We start from the raw sequence: 20,072 nt of genomic DNA, 5'->3' as shown, positions 1-20,072 counted from the left end.
GCTGCTATTCATCTTCTTTATTTTCCTCAGTTATATTTTTATTCTTTTTAGATGATGTTTCCTCACCCAATAAAAATCCCCAAGGTTTAAGACCATCTATTCTATCAAAAATGATTTTCAATACTGCCAGTGTTGGAATAGCTAAGAACATTCCAGATATTCCCCAAACCATTTCTCCAATTACTAAACCGATAACGACTGTCAAAGAGTTTAACTTCACCTTTGAACCTACAATTTTCGGCATAATAAAATTACCATCTATTGCGTGAATGATAACGTAAGCAATAAGTACAAACAATACTGTTGATGGAGTTGCTGTCGCCAACGTAATTAATGATGCAATAATTAATGAAATAAAGATTCCAATATAAGGTACTACGTTTAATAATGCTGTAATTAATGCTAACACAAACTTATATTTCAATCCCAAAATTGAGAAAGCAATCAATGATAGTACTGCAACACATGCCATTTGTAACAATAGCCCTAACAAATATTGTTTAACCATCATGCGAACTTGCATAATAATCTCTAATACTTTACTTTTTTGCTTTTCACCAAAGCTCATAATTAGAAACTGCACTAAATGGCGTCGATATATCAGTAAGAAAATAGCATAAAGTAAACTAAAGAAAACAAACATTACCATTGTAGAAATAGAAGAAAATATTCCTCCTATGATACTTGTGCTAGTTTGTAAAGAACTAGAAAATCCCTTTTCTATTAAATTTAGCTGATGAGATTGTGCTACACCGAATTTCTGATAAATCCATTCTTGGACTAGTGAAACACTATCTTCTAATTGTTTTTTAAATGCTGGCAAATCATCTTGTAATCCACTAAACTCAGATCCTACAATAATAAAAATGGAGAAAACAACAATAGCAAAGAGTACTATCACAAGTATTGCTGAAAAGGCTCTTGGAATTTTACATCGCTGTTCAAAGAAATTACAGATCGGTACTAATAAAAAACTTACAAGTAATCCCAAAAACATAGGTACAAATATATTCTCTAAGATAATTGTACTATAGGATAGAATAACTATTATAAGTAAAATGCAAGTTAACTTAACATAATATGGCAACGAAGTCAATACCTTCATAATCTTTCATTTATATAATGATAAAGTTAAAACAAAAAAGGTATTTATTATAAAAAATAAATACCCTTTTAGTTCTAAAATACTATTTTTCTTAATCTAAGATCATTTCAGGAATATCTCCATCAATTATCAATTCTACTTGTGTAGCTTTAATAATATCTTCTACTGATACGCCTGGAGCTCTCTCCAAAAGTTTAATTCCATCTGGAGTAACTTCCATAACAGCTAATTCAGTAACAATCTTTTTAACGCAATTAACTCCTGTTAACGGTAGAGAACATTCTTTTAATATTTTCGACTCCCCTGCTTTATTCACGTGCATCATTGCGACGATAATATTCTCCGCTGAAGCTACTAAATCCATAGCACCTCCCATTCCCTTCACCATCTTTCCAGGTATCTTCCAATTAGCAATATCGCCATTTTCTGATACTTCCATAGCGCCTAGAATAGTAAGATCTACATGTTTCCCTCTAATCATACCAAAACTAGTAGCAGAATCAAAAAAAGAAGCCCCAGGTAAGGTTGTGATTGTTTGTTTTCCAGCATTAATTAAATCAGCATCCTCTTCCCCTTCGAAAGGAAAAGGTCCCATACCTAATACACCATTCTCACTTTGAAAATCAACACTCATTCCCTCTGGAACATAGTTTGCAACCAAAGTTGGGATTCCTATTCCTAAGTTTACATAAAAACCGTCTTGCAATTCTTTAGCAATACGTTTAGCAATTCCTATTTTATCTAACATAATTTCAATTTAAAGTGGTTAATTTCTTGAACGAACTGTTCTTTGCTCAATACGTTTTTCATATTTATCTCCCTGAAAAATACGTTTAACAAAGATACCAGGCACATGTATCTCGTTAGGATCCAAAGTACCCACTGGTACCAGTTCTTCCACTTCAGCGATTGTAATGCGAGCTGCACCAGCCATACAAGCATTGAAATTTCTTGCTGTTCCCTTGAATATTAGATTTCCTGCTTCGTCCCCCTTCCATGCTTTAACGATTGCAAAATCAGCATCAAATGCCTCTTCTAAAATATGAGGTTTACCATTAAAATCACGTACTTCTTTTCCTTCTGCTACCTCAGTTCCATAACCGGCTGGAGTATAAAAAGCAGGTATACCTACCTGAGCTGCACGACATTTCTCAGCTAATGTTCCTTGAGGAGTTAATTCTACTTGTAGCTCTCCAGATAACATCTGTCTTTCAAACTCAGCATTTTCACCTACATATGAAGAAATCATTTTGTCTATTTGGCGTTTTTGCAATAAAAGCCCTAGTCCAAAATCATCAACACCTGCATTATTTGAAATACAGGTTAAACCTTTTATATTCAAACGAACTAATTCTGCTATTGAATTTTCAGGAATACCACACAATCCAAAACCGCCTAACATAATTGTCATGCCATCTTGAACTCCTTGCAAAGCTTCTTGAACATTTGCTACTTTTTTATTAATCATAAGTAATTTGGTTTAATTAATCGTTCCTAAAAATATAAAAAAAACGCCTTTAAAAAAAGGCGTTTATATAGTTTAAAAATCAAATTCATCTGTTGTCAGTCCTTCAGCTTCATCTTCAGAATTTTGAGGTTCAGCTATTTTAGTACAATCTACTCGAATACTGAGATTTTCAGGTCGAGGAAACTCTCCTTTAGACACATGCAGCGTTTTATCTGCATATATCTTATTCATGTACAATCCCCATATAGGAAGTGCTAATGTAGCTCCCTGTCCATAGGTCATTGTTCTAAAATGAGCCGCTCGATCGTCATTACCTACCCAAACTCCCGTAGCTAGATCAGGCACCATACCGATAAACCATCCATCACTATTATTCTGACTGGTTCCAGTCTTTCCTGCGATAGGATTAGTAAACTTATAAGGGTGACCTGTTACACGATTATATCCAGCTCCTTGCCAAGTAGTACGCAATCTAACACCAGAACCAGATTCTGTAACTCCCTCAAGTAATTTAATAATTGCATACGCAATATCTTTACTCATTACATCTCTTGTTTCTGGAACAGCATTGTAAAGCACGACTCCGTTCTTATCTTGAATACGAGTTACGAAAATAGGTTTGACATAAACTCCTTGATTAGCAAATGTACTATAAGCAGCCACCATATCACTTACCGTAATATCAATAGCCCCTAATGCAATTGCAGGGCTCTCAGGTATATCTGATGAAACTCCTAAGTCTCTAGTCATGTCAACCACTGCTTTAGGACCTACTTTATCCATTAATTTGGCCGTAACAGTATTTACTGATCCCGCCAATGCTTGTTTAAGTGTCATAATCCCTTTATAGGTGCGAGAAGTATTCTGTGGAGACCAATCTTTACCTATACCATATTTCCCTTTAGGCATAGTAAATGGTGCATCAATAATAGAATCACAAGGAGAAAAATGCAATTGTTGAATTGCTGTAGCATAAACAAATGGTTTAAATACAGAACCAACCTGACGAGCTCCTTGCCCTACGTGGTCATATTGAAAATGTTTATAATTAATTCCTCCTACCCAAGCTTTAATTTGCCCTGTTTGAGGCTCCATTGACATCATTCCAGATTGTAGGAAATGCTTGTAATAGATAATAGAATCTCTTGGGGTCATTGTAGTGTCAATCTCTCCCTTCCAAGAGAAGATTCTCATCTTTGTTTTTACCTTAAATGAGTTCAATATATCGCTTTCAGATTTACCTTGCGACTTCATCTGTCTCCATCGATCAGAATTCTTCATTGCACGCATGATAATACTTTCAGTTTCTTTATCACTCAATTTATAAAACGGTGCATTCTTATTTCCCTTTTGATCGATAAAGAATTGCTCTTGTAAATTAGCAATATGCGCATCTACAGCTTCCTCTGCATATTTCTGCATACGTGAATCGATAGTAACATAGATTTTTAAACCATCGCGGTAAATATCATAGGTTGTACCGTCCTTCTTAGGATTCTCTTTTACCCATCTACGCATAAATTCACGCAGGTATTCTCTGAAATAAGTTGCAATACCCTCTCTGTGACTTTCTGGTGTATAATTCAGTTTAAGAGGAATCTCTTGTAATCTCTTACTCTCTTCTTTAGTGATAAAGCCATTTCTAGCCATTTGATGTAATACTACATTACGTCTTTTTTGAACTAGTTCTGGACGTCTAACAGGATTGAAGTAAGCAGGGTTTTGAAGCATCCCTACAAACATTGCAGCTTCCTCTATTGTTAAATCTTTTGGCTCTTTACCTAAATAAACGCGGCTAGCTGAACGAATACCTACTGCATTGTTTACAAAGTCAGCTTTATTAAGGTACATTGTAATTATCTCATCCTTAGTGTACTGACGTTCTAATTTAGTAGCAATAACCCATTCTTTTGCTTTCTGTGCAATACGTTTTGGAAGATTACGAGAACCTTCCCCGTGGAATAAAAGCTTGGCTAATTGCTGAGTAATTGTACTAGCACCACCATTACTCCCCACAGATGTAACTGCTCTTAATGTTCCTCTTGCATCAATACCAGAGTGACTTCTAAAACGTTCATCTTCCGTAGAGATTAAACCATTTACTAAATGTTCTGGTAAATCTTCAAATTTTACAGGAATACGATTCTCTAAATAAAATTTCCCTATTGTTTTACCATCAGAAGAAATTACTTCTGTAGCCACATTACTAGCTGGATTCTCTAATTCATCAAAGGTTGGCATAGGTCCAAAAACCCCCCAAGATGCACATAAAAAGAACAAAATCACTCCCATAAAACCAGCAAGAAAAATCACCCAAAAAGCGATAATAAATTTCTTAAAGCCAGTAGCTTTCTTATTCTCTTTTTTATTTTTTTGTTGTTTTGAACTCATAAATAGTCCTTTTATTCAATTGTTTCTATTCTTAAACCAATTTCTGATATTCCAGGTAGTTCATTAACACCTTTCACTTCACCCAACTCCCTTACCGCATGTTCTAGAGTAAACTTATAACTACCTTTTGATGGAAAAACATAATTCTCCTTTAACCAAAGCTTATTCTCTTTAATGTCTGAAAAACCAGTTCCCAATAAACTACCATCATTATTTGCCATTTGATATTGTAAAGTATCAATCACCACAGAAGAATCTGGTTGATATATCTTAAATATAACATACATATTGCTATAAGGGTAATCCTTATTTACACGTACATTCAAAAACAAATTAGAAGGATTAAGAGTGTCATTTGTCTTATAAACAAAGGTCTTTATATCTTCTTTAGACCAATAGCCGTTAGTTCTTGAATACTCGTCAAATAAAACATGACTATCTTGTTTACAGGAAGTAAACAAGATAGAAAAAACACCTAATAATAGTAAGTACTTATGCTTGATCTGCATTTGGCTTATCATTTTGATTATTAGAATTTTTTGGTTTCTTATTTCTATTATTTTTATTCTTATTCACTCGTCCCTCTTTAGCACCTTCTGGTCGAGGGGTATTAGTACTTGAGTTACTATTTTGGTTTTTATTTGCTGCCTCTTTATTAGCAACATTATTTTTAGGTTTGGCTACTCTCTTTTTTGCTTCCCCCTTAGGATTATTTGCTTTTTGTGCCTCTTGATTTGTATTAACCTCTTTACCTTCATTAACAGTATCTCTACGATTATTTTTAGGTCTAGGGCGTTTATTCTGAGTTCTTGCATTTTCATCCTTTACCTTATCATCGCTCTTATCACGATTCTCATTAGCAGGAGTCGTTTTTACACGATCATCTTTTACCTGAGGTCTATTAGCTACTTTGCCATTCTCTCTAGTATTAGTCTCTTTTGCCTTTTTCCTAGGAGCTTTCTTTTTTCGCTTTGGTTGATCAAAACGAGTTACGCTATCTTCTTCAGAAAGATTAACTACATTTTCATCTTCTACCTCAAGCATATAGCTTTCAAGTTCTTGACCCTTTTGATCTTTACTATTAAGCTCAACGATCTCTTTAACTTGCTCAGTAGTTAATACATACCAATTCGCAGAGTTATTTGCGTAAGCAAACCACATCTGTCCTTTAAAAATATCTATTTTTTGACAGAATGCAATTCCTTTTACAGTAAATAACTTTGTATCTGATTCAGGCATATCTTTCAGAGCCTCAAGGTAAGTATCAAGCTCGAAATTCAAACAACACTTAAGCTTACCACATTGACCTGCAAGTTTTTGCGGGTTCAATGATAACTGTTGATATCTTGCTGCAGCTGTATTTACACTTCTAAAATCTGTCAACCAAGTCGAACAACACAATTCTCTTCCGCAAGAACCAATTCCACCTAATCGGGCTGCTTCTTGTCTAAAACCTACCTGTTTCATTTCTATACGAATAGAAAACTCTCTGGCAAAATCTTTAATTAACTGTCTAAAATCCACACGGTCACTAGCAGTGTAATAAAAAATTGCTTTTGATCCATCTCCTTGAAACTCAACATCAGAAATCTTCATCTCTAGGTTTAAAGCTATCGCTAATTCACGTGCTCTCATCCTTACAGGCTCTTCGCGATTACGCGCTTCCTGCCAGATATCAATATCTTTCTGTGTTGCTTTTCTGTAAATCTTCAAAATCTCACCATCCATATCAACATTTTTCTTCTTCATTTGAACTTTTACAAGTTCTCCTGTAAGAGAAACTATTCCTATATCGTGACCTGGTGAAGTCTCTGTAGCGACGATATCCCCCATAGATACAGACATATCTTTTGGATAACGATAAAAATCTTTTCTACCGTTTTTAAATCGTACTTCTACTATATCGAAAATTTCGTTGCCACTTGGATAAACCATATTAGACAACCAATCAAAAACTGCTAATTTATTACAACTATCTGTTCCGCACGTACCATGACTCTGACATCCTCTCGGGACCCCATTACTATCTTTTCCTGTCGAACAATTTGTACAAGCCATTTATTAAATTTTATATTTAGAATCCCAACTAAAGGGATGTATCTTAATTTACAATAATCGCTGTAAAGATACTATTTTTAGAAGTCTATTTAGAGATTTTTTTTACGATAAAATATTATCAATCTATTAAATAGTCATACACATCTACGTAATAGGATACTTTACAAAACACTGTAAAATTATTTAAATCATACTGAATACCACTAAAACAACGTTATCAGAGTTAAACGAATAAAAACGAGATAAAGTATAAAGACTATCAATACAGTAATTTAGATTGATTATAAAAAAACAAACGAATTAATCTTCTTCCAACTCTCCTCAAAATATCAATTCTACTTTAACTCCACGCAATAAAAAAACTACATCCTTTTTTCTTAAGACATAAATCAAGTAAGTAATTAAAAATCAATAATATATATTAAAAAAACCTAAATATAAGAAATAGATGCTATATCGTTAACTCCAGTATTGATAAGGCTTTGACGTAATTTCTTCAACACTTCTTCAACACTTCTCCATAACTACTCCATATAGAGGGCTTTTTGTTGAAGCAATCTTGAAGAGCTGTTGAAGGAATCTTGCAGAACTGTTGAAAAGAGCTACCTCGACAAGCAAGTTAGAGAACCAATAAGACTTCTATTTTTTATTACTAACCCATCAAAATCTATAACTTTTTTACAATCAACTCCTTTCTATGCTAAATCAGTTTAATTTTCATTAAATCACGAAGACATTAAATAAAACAACTTTTTAATATTTTATAATACAGAGAGTTGCTTTCTGAATTTCTATATACATTTAGTACTTTTGTTAAACACAATCATATTAGAATATGCAAAACTCAGAAATTATAGGAATACTTGGTGCCATACCTCAGGAGGTTAATGGAATCATCAATTTACTAAAAGGCACTATTGAAAAAAAAATAGGTAATAGAACATATTATGAAGGTTATTTAGGAAATCAAAAAGTAGTAGTAGTTTATTCAAGAATAGGTAAAGTCGCTGCAGCAGTTACTGTTAGTACTTTACTACTAGAATACAAAGTATCTAAAATCATATTTATAGGAGTCGCTGGAGGTATACATTCCGATATCAAAATTGGAGATGTGGTAGTTGCCAGCAACTTAGTACAATATGATATGGATGCTTCACCTTTGCGACCTAAATATGAGATACCACTCTTAGGCAAAACTTATTTTAATACTGACCAAGATTGGTCACACGAAATTGTTAGTAAAATCAACTCTTTACTACAACCTGAAACTCTTTCTCAGCATATTTCGAAAGACGAATTATCTAAATTTGAGATTACTGCGCCTAAAGTACATTTTGGTACAATAGCAAGTGGGGATCAGTTTTTCTCAACCCAAAACCAAAAAGACACCCTGCACAATAGTTTACCAGAAGTATTGTGTGTAGAAATGGAAGGTGCTGCTATAGCACAAGTTTGCTATGAATTCAACACCCCTTTTATAGTTATTAGAACAATATCTGACAATGCAAACCAAGAAGCCTCCTTTAGTTTTCAGTCATTTGTAGAAGAAATATCCCTTACCTACGGTAAAGAAATTATAAAAATGATAATAGAATAATATCAATAAAAAAACGCGCTAATAGCGCGTTTTTTCATATAGTTCAAAAATATTATTTTGCTTCTCTAATCAAGTAAATATATACTGGAAAGTGATCACTAAAACCTGGTATTCCATTTGTATTTCTCAATGGATAACCTTTGTACTGTCCAGTAGACTGAATCATAAAAGGTTTTTTATAGATTCTAGCTTTCCAAAATTTCCAAGAATCATGACCTTCTCTTAGATAAGGTTCTGTGATTACCATCTGGTCAAAAATATCCCAAGCATCCCTATAAGCTAATGTACCTAAACCATCTTTTGCCATTTTTTCCATTGGATTAAATAACCCTCCTGGTTTTACATTTGATTTTTTAGCTTCTGTTTTCAATACTTTTTTCATACTGTTATTATATGGACCATCATTCATATCCCCCATAGTAATAACTTTCGCATTAGGATTAATTGCTTGCAAAGAATCAATTATTTTTTTATTCAATGCAGCAGCAGCTTCACGAAGTGGGCTACTTCTTTTTTCTCCTCCTACTCTAGATGGCCAGTGATTTACAATAAAATGCATTTCTTCTCCATCTAATAATCCACTAACAAGTAATTGATCACGAGTATAAACTCTTACACCTTTCTCACCAGTATTTTTATCTACTTTATTCATATCATAGATATACAGTGTATGAGGTTGTGTGCTTATTGGTGTAAAGTGTTTTCTTGAGTATAACAATCCAACATCAATACCACGTTTGTCAGGTGAATCATAATGAACAATTCCATAATCACCAGGTGCTAATTGAGGATCTTTTACTAAATCTTCTAATACACCACGATTCTCCACTTCTGCTACACCAATAACTGCAGGCATTTGAGGATTATCATCTGTGCCAATTTGCGACATAACACGTGCTAAATTGTGTATTTTTTGATTGTACTTTTGAGAAGTCCATGATTGCGCACCCGTAGGAGTCCACTCTTCATCATAGATCTTAGGATCTCTAATAGTATCAAATAAATTCTCAACATTGTAAAACGCAATTGTCTGAATTTCAAATTTTTTATCCTGTGCTTGAACTCCAAAAGAGATAAACAACAAAAATAAAAACAGGCTTTGAATATTAACTTTCTTAACCATATTAATTTTTAGTAAAGTTTGACTTAATTCCTACAACAAAAGTAGTTAATATTCTTTTAATACTATACCTTTGTAATAGAAATAAGTGAAAAGCTTTTTTTTAACATAGCACTTTAATCATTTTTAATTTATGAAGAAACTTTTATTTAGTTTGTTCTTTGTGCTTCAAGTAGTTATAAACTACGCACAAGGATTTCAGGAAATTAAAGGGAAAGTTGTCGACTCAAAAACGCAAGCGCCAATTAATGCGGTACTTGCAAGAGTAGATGCGACTAACATTTCTACTTTAACAAACGATGAAGGAAACTTTACCTTAGAGAATGTTAAAGCTGGCGAATATACAGTTGTTATTTCTTACGTAGGATTTAACACTCAAAGATTCCCAGTTACTGTCGGGGCTACAGCTATCGACTTAGGAACAATATCTCTAGATGAAGATTTAGCTTCAACAGCACAAATGGGTTTAATCACCTTGACAGAAAACGATCTAGGAGATGATGACTCAGGATCTAGTACTTCTTCAGGTTTATTGCAAGCCACAAAAGATCCATTCCAACAAGCAGCAGCTTTTAACTGGGGATCAGCGTTCTTTAGAACTCGTGGTTTAGACAATGAATATGGAAGAACACTTATCAACGGTGTCGTAATGAACAAAATTTACGATGGCCGTCCACAATGGGGAAACTGGGGTGGTTTAAATGATGCCACTAGAAATCAAGAATTTTCTTACGGTTCTTCACCTTCAGACTACAACTTCGGTGGTATACAAGGTACTCAAGCAATGTCAACTAGAGCTTCTCACATTAGAAAAGGAGCTAAAGCTGGATTCTCAGGTTCTAATACTAACTACACTTGGAGACCATATGCTATCTATTCTTCAGGACTAGACAAAAATGGATGGGCATACGTAGTTTCAGCATCTTATCGTGGAGCAAAAGAAGGATTCTGGGAAGGATCTAACTATGATGCTTTATCTTTATTTGCAGCAGTAGAAAAGAAATTTAACGATAATCACAGTTTGAATTTCTCAGCTATATATGCTAAAAATAAAAGAGGTAAAAACTCTCCTGTAACTGATGAACAAGTAGACCTAAAAGGTTATAAATACAACTCTTATTGGGGTTGGCAAGGTGGAGATAAGAGAAATTCACGTTACAAAGACGTTGAAGAACCTATCTTTATGTTAACTCACTATTGGACAATAGATGATAAAAATACTTTAACTACTACAGCTTCTTATCAATTTGGTCATATCGCAAATAGTCGTTTTGGATATCAAGATAATATGAATCCTGACCCGACATATTACAGAAATATGCCAAGTTATGCTTTAAATAATAGTGATAGAGATACATGGGAATGGAATCCACTATATAAACAAGCAGAAGAAAAAGCAGAAGAATTTAGACTTAATGGTCAAGTTGACTGGGATTGGATTTATAATATCAATAGAGAAAATAACGGTGTTAGTAAAATCGTTCTTTATGAAGATAGACAAGAAGATAAAACTTTCTCATTTAACTCTAGCTTTAAATCTCATTTAACTGACAATGTAACATTAGATGCTGGTGTTCAATATAGACGCTTAAAATCATCTAACTTCAAAAAACTTACTGACTTACTAGGAGGTGATAGATATTTCGATATAGACAACTACCAAAAAGGTCTAGCAAGATACAATGATCTTAACAAAGTTAGATATGATGAAAAAGGTAACGTCATAAAAGATGATCACTATGTTACTAATCATGACAAATTTGGTTACAACTATAATATTTTCGCAGACGTAGTTGATGTATTTACTCAATTTACTTTTGACTATGATAAATTTGATTTTTATGTAGGTCAAAAAATTGGTTATACCAGATATGAGAGAGAAGGTCTTTATAGAAATGGAGTTTACGCAAATGACTCTTATGGAAAAAGTGGAGCTATCGATTTTAATAACTTTGGTTTCAAAGGTGGAGCAACTTACCACATAACAGGTCGTCATGCACTTAGTATGAATGTTGCTTACTATAATCAAGCACCTACTATCCGTAGTACATATGCAAACATAAGAGTAAACAACCTTGTAACTAAAGATCTTACAAACGAAGATGTATTTAGTATCGATGGTAGTTATATCTTAAGAACACCTACATTTAAAGCTAAAGTATCAGGATACTTATCTGAAATTAAAAATAGCACAAAAATTAACTTCTACTATGCTGATGGGGCTGGTATCACAGGAGCTGATGGTGAATTATTGAATACTACAACAGGAGGAGCTTTCGTATCGGAAGTATTAACTGGAGTAAACAAACGTAATTTAGGATTAGAAATTGGTGCAGAATACCAAATTACCCAAACAGTAAAAGCAACTGCTGCTGCTGCATTAGGTCAATCATTCTATACTAATAACCCTAATATCCGTTTAAATTCAGATAATGCTGGTAGATCATTTGATTACGGTAAAACTTACCTAAAAAACATTAGATCTAGTAATGGTCCACAAACAGCTTTATCTTTAGGATTAGAATATAGAGACCCTAGTTATTGGTGGATTACTGCAAATGTTAACTATTTAGATAACGCTTATACAGATGTATCTGCATTGCGTAGAACAGACAACTTTGTAATGGACCCAACTAATCCAGGTGAATATCTACCAAATATTACAGAAGGTAAACTTCGTTCAGCTTTAAAACAAGAAAAGTTAAATGACTTTACAATTGTAAATATTTCGGGAGGTAAATCATGGAGACTACCTAATAGAAACCTAATAGGTATTACTGCTAGTTTAAGTAACGTATTCAATAAACATTACAAAACTGGTGGATTTGAACAAGCAAGAAACGGAAACTACAAACAAGAAGTACTTAACAATCAAAGTGGTGTAAACACATTCGCTAATAAGTATTTCTATGGTTTTGGACGTAATTTCTTTGTAAACGTTTATTACAACTTCTAATCAAATCTATATTTAAGATATGAAAACAATATTTAAATCATTATTATATTTTTCGTTTGCAGGTCTACTACTTACAGGATGTGCAAAAAACGATGACTTCTCAGTTCCTAATGTTGATTATAACTGTGAAGAACCTAACCTTCATGTAAACAAAACTATTGGTGAACTTCAAGGTATAGTAACAGAAACATTAACTGATTATACCGAAGATGATGTAGTATCAGGTTATGTTATTTCTTCTGACAGAGGAGGTAATTTTTACCGTGAAATCTATATAGTTGACGAAGCAAATACTTTCTCTGCTTTAGTAAGAGCAGATATTAAAGGATCTTATGCAAGATATCCACTAGGTAGTAAAATTTATATAAAACTACAAGGAACAAAAATCCAGAGAAACAATGGTATGTTTGTTATTGGAGATAAAGACACTAGACCAGGTAAAGAAAGATATATCAGTTACATGGGAGATCCTGCATATAAAAAACATGTTATTAAAGGTTGTGCAAGACTTACTGATGATGAATTAGCTAAAAAATATACTACTACAGTATCTTTAAAAGAAGCTATTGAAACTGATAAATACTTAGGTAAATTAATTACTATTACTGATGTTCAGTTCAAAGAACAATTTAGAGGAAAAACTTTCTATAATCCTGCTAATGTTACAAATTCTGCAACAGAGAATGAAATTGAAAGTAAAGATCCAGTAAGTGCAAAAGTTATCTTTAGAGCAGTAGAGCAATCTAGTTCTTTTGCTAACGAAAAAGTTCCTAATGGAAGTGGTACAATGACTGGGGTAATGACTAAATTCCAATCTACTTACCAATTTATACCAAGATTTTTGGATGATTTAAAATTAGATCAACCAGTATTTGATGATTCTACAACTCCTGTTGAACCAGGAACTGTTGAACCAGGTAAATTCTTAGCATTCCCAGGAGCTGACTTTGAAGATTGGAATTCTTTCTTAGGAGTTATTATCAAAAATTCGCTAGGAGATCCAATGGCGACTGAAGGTAAAGGACTAGGATGGAACAACTCTACAGGTCTACAAATTAAAGGTATTGCTGCTCTTGATAGTAAAGGAAAAGCTGTTAATGGTGCATTATTTACTGTACAAGGCGTTAAAGCTCCTAAAGATGCAACAAAAATATCTTTCCTAATGAAAGGAAAAGCAGGAAAAAGCCTTTCTATTAATATCTATAAAGCTAACGGAACAAATTATTACGCATATAATTTAGAAAATGTTAGCACAAGTGTAGTACTACAACCTAATATGAAAGAAACGGTATTTAATGGAGTTCCTTCAGGAAGTACTACTAATAGTTATACAGGAAAAATTGACACGAAAGATCAATGGGTAAAAGTAACTTTAGATCTTACTACGATACAAAATGACTTTAATACTTCTGGTAGTGGTAACTTAATTGCATTTAGATATGGTCATACTGAACAATATGATTTAGTAATTGATGAGATCCGTTTTGACGACGGTACTCCTGTTGAAGGAGGTACGCCTACTGACCCAACAGATCCTACTGATCCAACAGATCCAGGTTCAGATTTACCAGAAGCAAAACAATTAAATGAAGATTTTGAAACTAGTGAAGCAATCGGAGATGCTAAAGAAGGAAGCTGGGCTACTAAAGAATTAATTCTTTCAACAGGTAAATGGTCATTTTTTGAAGCAGGTATCTTTGGAGACGATAACGACTTAAAAAATGGTACTAAAGCAATTAGATTAAGAGGTAACAAAACTTCAGAAGGATATATCCAAAGTGACTTCGTTGTAACTGGATTACAAAAAGTGGCACTTACATTTGGTGGTACAAACTTTAGTGAAGGTGGAGATACTGAAAAAGAGGTTAGTGTTGAAGTTTATTATTCAGTTGATGGAGGTAAAGAGTGGAAATCTGCTGGCAAAGAAATAGGTGAGAGAGGTAAATTAAAAAATGTTGAATTTACTATAAATGCTAAGCCAACAGACAAAGTTTCTGTAAAAATTCAAAACTCTTCTTTTACTAGAAGTTCTGGAAATAGAATACGCATAAATGTAGATGATGTAAAATTTATTAAATAATAAATATAATATCATCAAAACTAAAAGCTCGGCAATTGCCGAGCTTTTTTTATACCTAAAAACTACTATAGTATAAAAATCAAACTACTCAAAAAAATATTAATTCCAGGATAATAGGCAGTTCTAATTACCTATCATTAATTAAACATTAAACATCATAGAAGTATTCAAATAACTTATTTAAAAATAATAACTATAAGATAATTACAATAGTTGATTAAAGAACAGTAGACAAAATAACTTGCTGTATAATAATGACCTAACTATCATCTATTGTTTAACATAGTAATTATTTAATAAATGAGAAACATCTACTTACTTCTTCTCTTTCCAATTCTATTTTATTATCAAAATTGTAAGGCACAATCGTATTACTCAATACTAGGTAAAGTAGAAGATTACCTCTCTCATAAACCACTTGCTAATATTCAGATCAAGATTCCTCTTCTACAGAATAGAACACAAACAGATAATAAAGGAAAATTTCTAATATCTAATATACCCTTAGGTCATTATACTTTAACTATCAACAATAAAAACTATCTAATAAAGAATATTCCTATAACGTTAGACGAAAATATAAATCTAGGAACAATTTACCTTGAAGAAGACCAAAGCCAAGTGGCAAACCATATAATAATAGATATTAGTGATAATGAAGATACAGATGATAATAATGACTATACAACAGCGGTCTTATATGCCCTAAAAGACACTTACCAACAAGCAGCTGCATTTAATTGGGGTTCATCATTCTTTAAACAGAGAGGGGTAAATAATGAATATGGTAAAATTACTATTAATGGATTAATTATGAATAAGCTTTATGATGGCCGCCCACAATGGAGTAATTGGGGTGGACTAAATGATGCTTTGCGCGCCCAAACATATCACAATGGATCTACTCCTTCTGAACAGAACTTTGGAGGTATCGCAGGTCAACAGAATATGTCTACAAGAGCATCACATATTAAAAAAGGAACCAAAGTAGGTATGTCTTTCTCTAAAACAAATTATAATTATAGACCTTACGCACTCTACGCATCGGGGCTTGATCACAAAGGTTGGGCATATACCATTTCGACCTCATATAGAGGTGCAAAACAAGGATACTGGACAGGAACTAACTATGAAGCTACCTCCCTACTTGCCAGTATTGAAAAATGAATCAATCAGACACACAGTGTAAACTTCTCCTTCCTCTATGCTCAGAATAAAAGAGCCAAAAACTCCCCTATCACTGATGAACAGAGAGAACTAAAGCATGATAAATACAATTCATATTGGGGATTTCAAAATAATGATAAAAGAAACGCTAGATACAAGAATATAGAAGAACCAATATTAAACTTAACACATTATTGGAAGCTGAATGACAACAATACAATTACAACATCTCTTTCTCATCAATTTGGCATCATTGGAAATAGCAGATTAGGTTATACAGATAATATCAATCCTGATCCTACGAACTACAAAAAAATGCCTAGTTATTATTTAAATAAAATAGATTCTCAATACTGGAAATTAACTGCTAATGAATTTAACGATTTACCAGATGATTCAGATTTTAAGCAGGAAACTATAGCTCTCTTACAACAAGCTAAATCAAATAAAACAGCGTTTATTGAGAATGGGCAAATAGATTGGACTACTATTTATACCATAAACAGAGCTAACAATGGCATCAGTAAAATAATTTTGTTTGAAGACCAAAATAAAGATAATCAGATATCAATTCATTCTAATCTCCAAAGTCATCTCTCCGAAAGAGTAAAATTATATACAAGCATAAACTATAGAAATCTACATTCTGACAACTTTAAAAAAGTAATCGACCTTCTAGGTGGTACAAAATATTTAGATATAGATGCTTATCAAACTTTTGATAAACAAGACAGCAATCTAAACAGTCCTAATAGGTTTGTAAAAAGGAATGATACATTTGGATATCACTATAATATTACTGACAATGCAATAGAAACTTTTGTTCACTTTGAATTTTCTTACAATAAGTTTGAATTCTACTTATCACAAAAAGCAGGCTATACAGTTTATCAAAGAAATGGTAGATATAAAAATGCTATTTATCCCACAAATTCATTTGGTAAGAGCAAACAAACAGAATTTAGTGAGGTTGGCTATAAAATTGGAGGTACTTATTACATATCAGGACGCCATTCACTCAATTCTAATTTCGCTATTTACAATCAAGCACCAACGATAAAAAACACTTTTGCCAATATTAGAATAAACAACTCATTAACTCAAAATCTTCAAAACGAAAATATAATAAGTATTGATGTAAGTTATCAACTGAGAACACCAATAATACAAGCTAGATTAACCTCTTACTTAAACAATATTAAGAACACAACCCAACAAAACTTTTACTATGCAGATGGGATTGGTATTACTAATGACAAAGGAGACTATTTAACGTCTAATGGAGGAGCTTTTGTATCAGAAGTCCTTACAGGACTAAACAAGCGTAATATCGGCTTAGAATTCGGTTTGGAGTACAAAATAACTACATCTATCAAAACCACTTTCGCAGCATCAATTAGAAAATCTACATATACCAGCAACCCAAATGTAATAGTTAATTCAGATAATGTAGCAAACTCATTTGACTATGGAATTGCTTATTTAAAGAATTACAAGTTGCCTAATGGACCTCAGTCCGCACTTTCACTAGGACTAGAATATCGTTCTCCAAAATATTGGTGGATCAGTTCTAACATAAACTACATGAATAATTCGTACGTCAATATCTCTGCTATTAGAAGAACCAATAATTATATAATTAACCCAATTACCAGTCAACCGTTTGACAACTTAACTAACGAACTTCTAAGAACTACACTCAAACAAGAAAAGTTACCAGACTTTACTATTCTAAATCTTATAACAGGCAAATCATGGAAGTTACGCAATCGCAATATTATAGGTTGTTTTGCAAGCATCAATAATTTACTAAATCACCAATATAAAACAGGTGGATTCGAACAAGCAAGAAATGCTAACTATGAACGTGAACTCGCCAATACAAGAAGTGGTACAAATACATTTGGCAATAAATATTGGTATGCCTACAAGCGAAATTATTTCATAAACTTTTATTATAACTTTTAAACCACCTTAAAAATGCAAACAAAACTTATCAATACAATCTTTGCATTGCTATCCCTTCTAATACTAGTAAGCTGTGCTAAAAATGAAGATTTCGAAACTCCAGTAGTAGAATGTACTGAACCTCATATAGAAGAAACTTTATCTATAGAAAGTTTATATAATAATCTTAAAGAAGGCAAAGAAGTAATCTATTATAATCAGAATGAAACAATAACAGGAATAGTAATCTCTAGTGACCAAGCAGGGAATTTTTATCAACAATTAATTATTGTTGATGAAAAAACACAAAAGCCTTTAACCATAAAAGTAGATATTAAAGGAGGATTTGCACTATTTCCAGTTGGCACAAAAGTTTACTTAAAGCTTAATAATATCTATTTACAGTACAATTACGATATGATTACTCTAGGAGGAGGAATTTATGTAGCTTCTTCTGGCAATCGTTATCCAGACGTAATCACAGGCAAACTATTACAAACAAACCTAATAAGATCATGTGCCTTACTAAATGAAAACGAATTATTAGAGTACACTAATAAAGTTACAATAGAGCAATTATTAGAGGACAAAACATATTTAGGCAAATTAATACAGATAGACAACGTACAATTTGATAGAAACATTATTGGAGAGCGACTTTATGACGTTGATGCCTTAACGAATGATAAACAAGGCTATACGCTAAGGAGAATGTTAGACAAAAAAGAAAACGCACTAGAAGTTAGAACTGGACCCTATTCAAATGGTTTTAAAGATCAAATCATACCAAAAGAAAGTGGAACAATTACAGGTATCGCGAGTGAATATAAAGGAACAATACAATTTTATCCTCGCACAATGAAAGATATAAATCTTACTAAACCACCTTTTAATGAGGAAAATGATAATGATCAAAACTCCCAAGAAAACTTAATCCTAAACGGTACTCTCATCTTTAACGGTGCTGACTTTGAAAATTGGCAACTTTTCGAAAATCAAACTACAAATAAAAAAACACATCCGATTGTTAAACCAATTCTTGATAATTACCATGGTATTGCAGGCAAGCAGTCACTCCATATTCAAGGAAATACAGCAATAAATGAAACTCTATTTACGCTATCAAATATTCCCTCACATAAAAAGGCAACTCAATTGTCTTTCTTGCTAAAAGGAAAATCACAAAAAACAATATCAATTAATATATATAGAAAAGACGGAAAAGGTTATGATGTTTTTAATATTATAAATTACACTAATCCAGATGAAAACAACCCTGAAAATAATGCCACTATCTTATCTAAAAGTATAATTGTTAAGAAAGCCCCACTAAATAAAATTGGAAATGGCACAACCGCTTACACCCTCATAAATAAAGATAATGCAATTGATACCAATGGAAACTGGGTAAAGATTACCCTAGATATAAAGGATGTGAATTATAATGATATAGGAAATGGAAACTTCCTTTCCATACGAGTTGGCAATGAAAATAATTACGACATACAACTAGATGAAAATTAGATTTGAAGATGGAAATTCATCCGAAGAAGAAATAGAACTTCCGGATAATAGCGATTACTACTATTTAGCAAACTTTGATGACTGGAAAAACTTTCTAATAGATACTGGGAAGGAAAAAGTAAAATATGCAGAATTAGCAATTGGTCAAGGTAGAAATAATAAAAATGCATTGAGAATAAAATCTAATCCCAAAAACAATGATTTTATTTTTAGAATAGAAAATAAGAAAGTGCCGAAAGGCAAAAAGAAACTAACCCTATGGATAAAAGGGAATTCAGAGAAGTCTTTATCAATAAATCTATACAAGGATCAATACAAAAAGAATACTAAAGGCACAGATATTCAACAATATGACATTTTCAATCTTGGAACTATAACAGAAGAGCAAACAATTAATAAAACAAGTAGAACAAATTATACGGGAGTTATCAACACCAAAAATGAATGGGTAAAAATAACATTAGACTTGACTTCTATGGATACAGAATACAATACATCAACAAAAAATCATGTTTTTGGTATAAAACTTGGAGGGAAAGATAAAGAAGGAAAAAATTATAATTATGATTTACTTCTAGATAGTATTTACTTTGAATAAATACCTTAACCCTGCGGTGAATCAATATTTTATGATTAAATTTATGTATCAAAAGATGAAA

General features: G+C 32.6%; 14 protein-coding genes. 7 read left to right on the top strand and 7 right to left on the bottom strand.

The genetic code is table 11. The features are described from left to right. Positions 1 to 4: 4 nt before the first annotated feature. From RH98_RS00665 to RH98_RS00640, 6 genes are all read right to left on the bottom strand, one after another. A complete protein-coding gene (locus RH98_RS00665; RefSeq protein WP_010249380.1) occupies positions 5 to 1,105 on the bottom strand; it encodes an AI-2E family transporter in 1,101 nt (366 codons plus the stop codon). A gap of 91 nt (positions 1,106 to 1,196) precedes the next feature. Next, on the bottom strand, positions 1,197 to 1,853 hold the full coding sequence (locus RH98_RS00660; RefSeq protein WP_010249377.1) for a CoA transferase subunit B: 657 nt from the start codon (positions 1,851 to 1,853) through the stop codon (positions 1,197 to 1,199). A gap of 18 nt (positions 1,854 to 1,871) precedes the next feature. Continuing rightward, the gene (locus tag RH98_RS00655) at positions 1,872 to 2,573 is read right to left on the bottom strand and encodes a CoA transferase subunit A (RefSeq protein ID WP_010249376.1); all 702 of its coding nucleotides are present in this window, start codon (positions 2,571 to 2,573) and stop codon (positions 1,872 to 1,874) included. Positions 2,574 to 2,645: 72 nt separating this feature from the next. Beyond that, positions 2,646 to 4,964 (bottom strand): penicillin-binding protein 1A, encoded by a 2,319-nt coding sequence (locus RH98_RS00650; RefSeq protein WP_010249374.1) that lies wholly within the window; start codon positions 4,962 to 4,964, stop codon positions 2,646 to 2,648. 11 nt (positions 4,965 to 4,975) lie between these two features. Continuing rightward, the gene (locus tag RH98_RS00645; protein WP_026038648.1) at positions 4,976 to 5,473 is read right to left on the bottom strand and encodes a gliding motility lipoprotein GldH; all 498 of its coding nucleotides are present in this window, start codon (positions 5,471 to 5,473) and stop codon (positions 4,976 to 4,978) included. Then, a complete protein-coding gene (locus tag RH98_RS00640) occupies positions 5,457 to 7,022 on the bottom strand; it encodes a PSP1 domain-containing protein (protein ID WP_010249371.1) in 1,566 nt (521 codons plus the stop codon). The genes RH98_RS00645 and RH98_RS00640 overlap by 17 nt, the downstream gene beginning before the upstream one ends. 835 nt (positions 7,023 to 7,857) lie before the next feature. Here RH98_RS00640 and RH98_RS00635 point away from each other — a divergent pair. Then, positions 7,858 to 8,619, top strand: coding sequence for a 5'-methylthioadenosine/adenosylhomocysteine nucleosidase (locus tag RH98_RS00635; RefSeq protein WP_010249369.1), 762 nt, complete (start codon positions 7,858 to 7,860; stop codon positions 8,617 to 8,619). Positions 8,620 to 8,671: 52 nt separating this feature from the next. Here RH98_RS00635 and RH98_RS00630 read toward each other — a convergent pair whose 3' ends face one another. Then, entirely contained in the window at positions 8,672 to 9,742 is a 1,071-nt protein-coding gene (locus tag RH98_RS00630) for an endonuclease/exonuclease/phosphatase family protein (RefSeq protein ID WP_010249367.1), read from the bottom strand. Positions 9,743 to 9,872: 130 nt separating this feature from the next. Between RH98_RS00630 and RH98_RS00625 the strand changes: the two genes are divergently transcribed. From RH98_RS00625 to RH98_RS00605, 6 genes are all read left to right on the top strand, one after another. After that, positions 9,873 to 12,695 carry a TonB-dependent receptor gene (locus RH98_RS00625; protein WP_010249365.1) on the top strand — a complete coding sequence of 941 codons (2,823 nt, stop codon included), beginning with the start codon at positions 9,873 to 9,875 and terminating at the stop codon, positions 12,693 to 12,695. A gap of 19 nt (positions 12,696 to 12,714) precedes the next feature. Further along, the gene (locus RH98_RS00620) at positions 12,715 to 14,775 is read left to right on the top strand and encodes a DUF5689 domain-containing protein (protein WP_010249363.1); all 2,061 of its coding nucleotides are present in this window, start codon (positions 12,715 to 12,717) and stop codon (positions 14,773 to 14,775) included. A gap of 300 nt (positions 14,776 to 15,075) precedes the next feature. Beyond that, complete coding sequence (locus tag RH98_RS15575) at positions 15,076 to 15,942, top strand: carboxypeptidase-like regulatory domain-containing protein (RefSeq protein WP_050996064.1); 867 nt, start codon at positions 15,076 to 15,078, stop codon at positions 15,940 to 15,942. A 315-nt stretch (positions 15,943 to 16,257) separates the two neighbouring features. Further along, positions 16,258 to 17,910 carry a TonB-dependent receptor gene (locus tag RH98_RS15570; protein ID WP_050996062.1) on the top strand — a complete coding sequence of 551 codons (1,653 nt, stop codon included), beginning with the start codon at positions 16,258 to 16,260 and terminating at the stop codon, positions 17,908 to 17,910. A gap of 12 nt (positions 17,911 to 17,922) precedes the next feature. Further along, positions 17,923 to 19,413, top strand: coding sequence for a DUF5689 domain-containing protein (locus RH98_RS00610; RefSeq protein ID WP_010249361.1), 1,491 nt, complete (start codon positions 17,923 to 17,925; stop codon positions 19,411 to 19,413). After that, positions 19,403 to 20,011, top strand: coding sequence for a hypothetical protein (locus RH98_RS00605; RefSeq protein WP_010249359.1), 609 nt, complete (start codon positions 19,403 to 19,405; stop codon positions 20,009 to 20,011). Before RH98_RS00610 ends, RH98_RS00605 begins: the two co-directional genes overlap by 11 nt. Positions 20,012 to 20,072: the final 61 nt, after the last annotated feature.

The organism is Myroides injenensis M09-0166 (assembly GCF_000246945.1).
Lineage (GTDB): Bacteria > Bacteroidota > Bacteroidia > Flavobacteriales > Flavobacteriaceae > Flavobacterium > Flavobacterium injenense.
Note: the sequence above shows the minus strand (reverse complement) of the source record. Positions and strands in the feature narration are given on the sequence as shown.

Excerpts from the sequence above, each read along its gene's own strand:
- RH98_RS15575 (WP_050996064.1), top strand. The coding sequence starts at position 15,076 with ATGAGAAACATCTACTTACTTCTTCTCTTTCCAATTCTATTTTATTAT.
- RH98_RS00645 (WP_026038648.1), bottom strand. The coding sequence starts at position 5,473 with ATGCAGATCAAGCATAAGTACTTACTATTATTAGGTGTTTTTTCTATC.
- RH98_RS00625 (WP_010249365.1), top strand. The coding sequence starts at position 9,873 with ATGAAGAAACTTTTATTTAGTTTGTTCTTTGTGCTTCAAGTAGTTATA.
- RH98_RS00665 (WP_010249380.1), bottom strand. The coding sequence starts at position 1,105 with ATGAAGGTATTGACTTCGTTGCCATATTATGTTAAGTTAACTTGCATT.
- RH98_RS00660 (WP_010249377.1), bottom strand. The coding sequence starts at position 1,853 with ATGTTAGATAAAATAGGAATTGCTAAACGTATTGCTAAAGAATTGCAA.
- RH98_RS00630 (WP_010249367.1), bottom strand. The coding sequence starts at position 9,742 with ATGGTTAAGAAAGTTAATATTCAAAGCCTGTTTTTATTTTTGTTGTTT.
- RH98_RS00605 (WP_010249359.1), top strand. The coding sequence starts at position 19,403 with ATGAAAATTAGATTTGAAGATGGAAATTCATCCGAAGAAGAAATAGAA.
- RH98_RS00655 (WP_010249376.1), bottom strand. The coding sequence starts at position 2,573 with ATGATTAATAAAAAAGTAGCAAATGTTCAAGAAGCTTTGCAAGGAGTT.
- RH98_RS15570 (WP_050996062.1), top strand. The coding sequence starts at position 16,258 with ATGCCTAGTTATTATTTAAATAAAATAGATTCTCAATACTGGAAATTA.
- RH98_RS00620 (WP_010249363.1), top strand. The coding sequence starts at position 12,715 with ATGAAAACAATATTTAAATCATTATTATATTTTTCGTTTGCAGGTCTA.
- RH98_RS00650 (WP_010249374.1), bottom strand. The coding sequence starts at position 4,964 with ATGAGTTCAAAACAACAAAAAAATAAAAAAGAGAATAAGAAAGCTACT.
- RH98_RS00610 (WP_010249361.1), top strand. The coding sequence starts at position 17,923 with ATGCAAACAAAACTTATCAATACAATCTTTGCATTGCTATCCCTTCTA.
- RH98_RS00635 (WP_010249369.1), top strand. The coding sequence starts at position 7,858 with ATGCAAAACTCAGAAATTATAGGAATACTTGGTGCCATACCTCAGGAG.
- RH98_RS00640 (WP_010249371.1), bottom strand. The coding sequence starts at position 7,022 with ATGGCTTGTACAAATTGTTCGACAGGAAAAGATAGTAATGGGGTCCCG.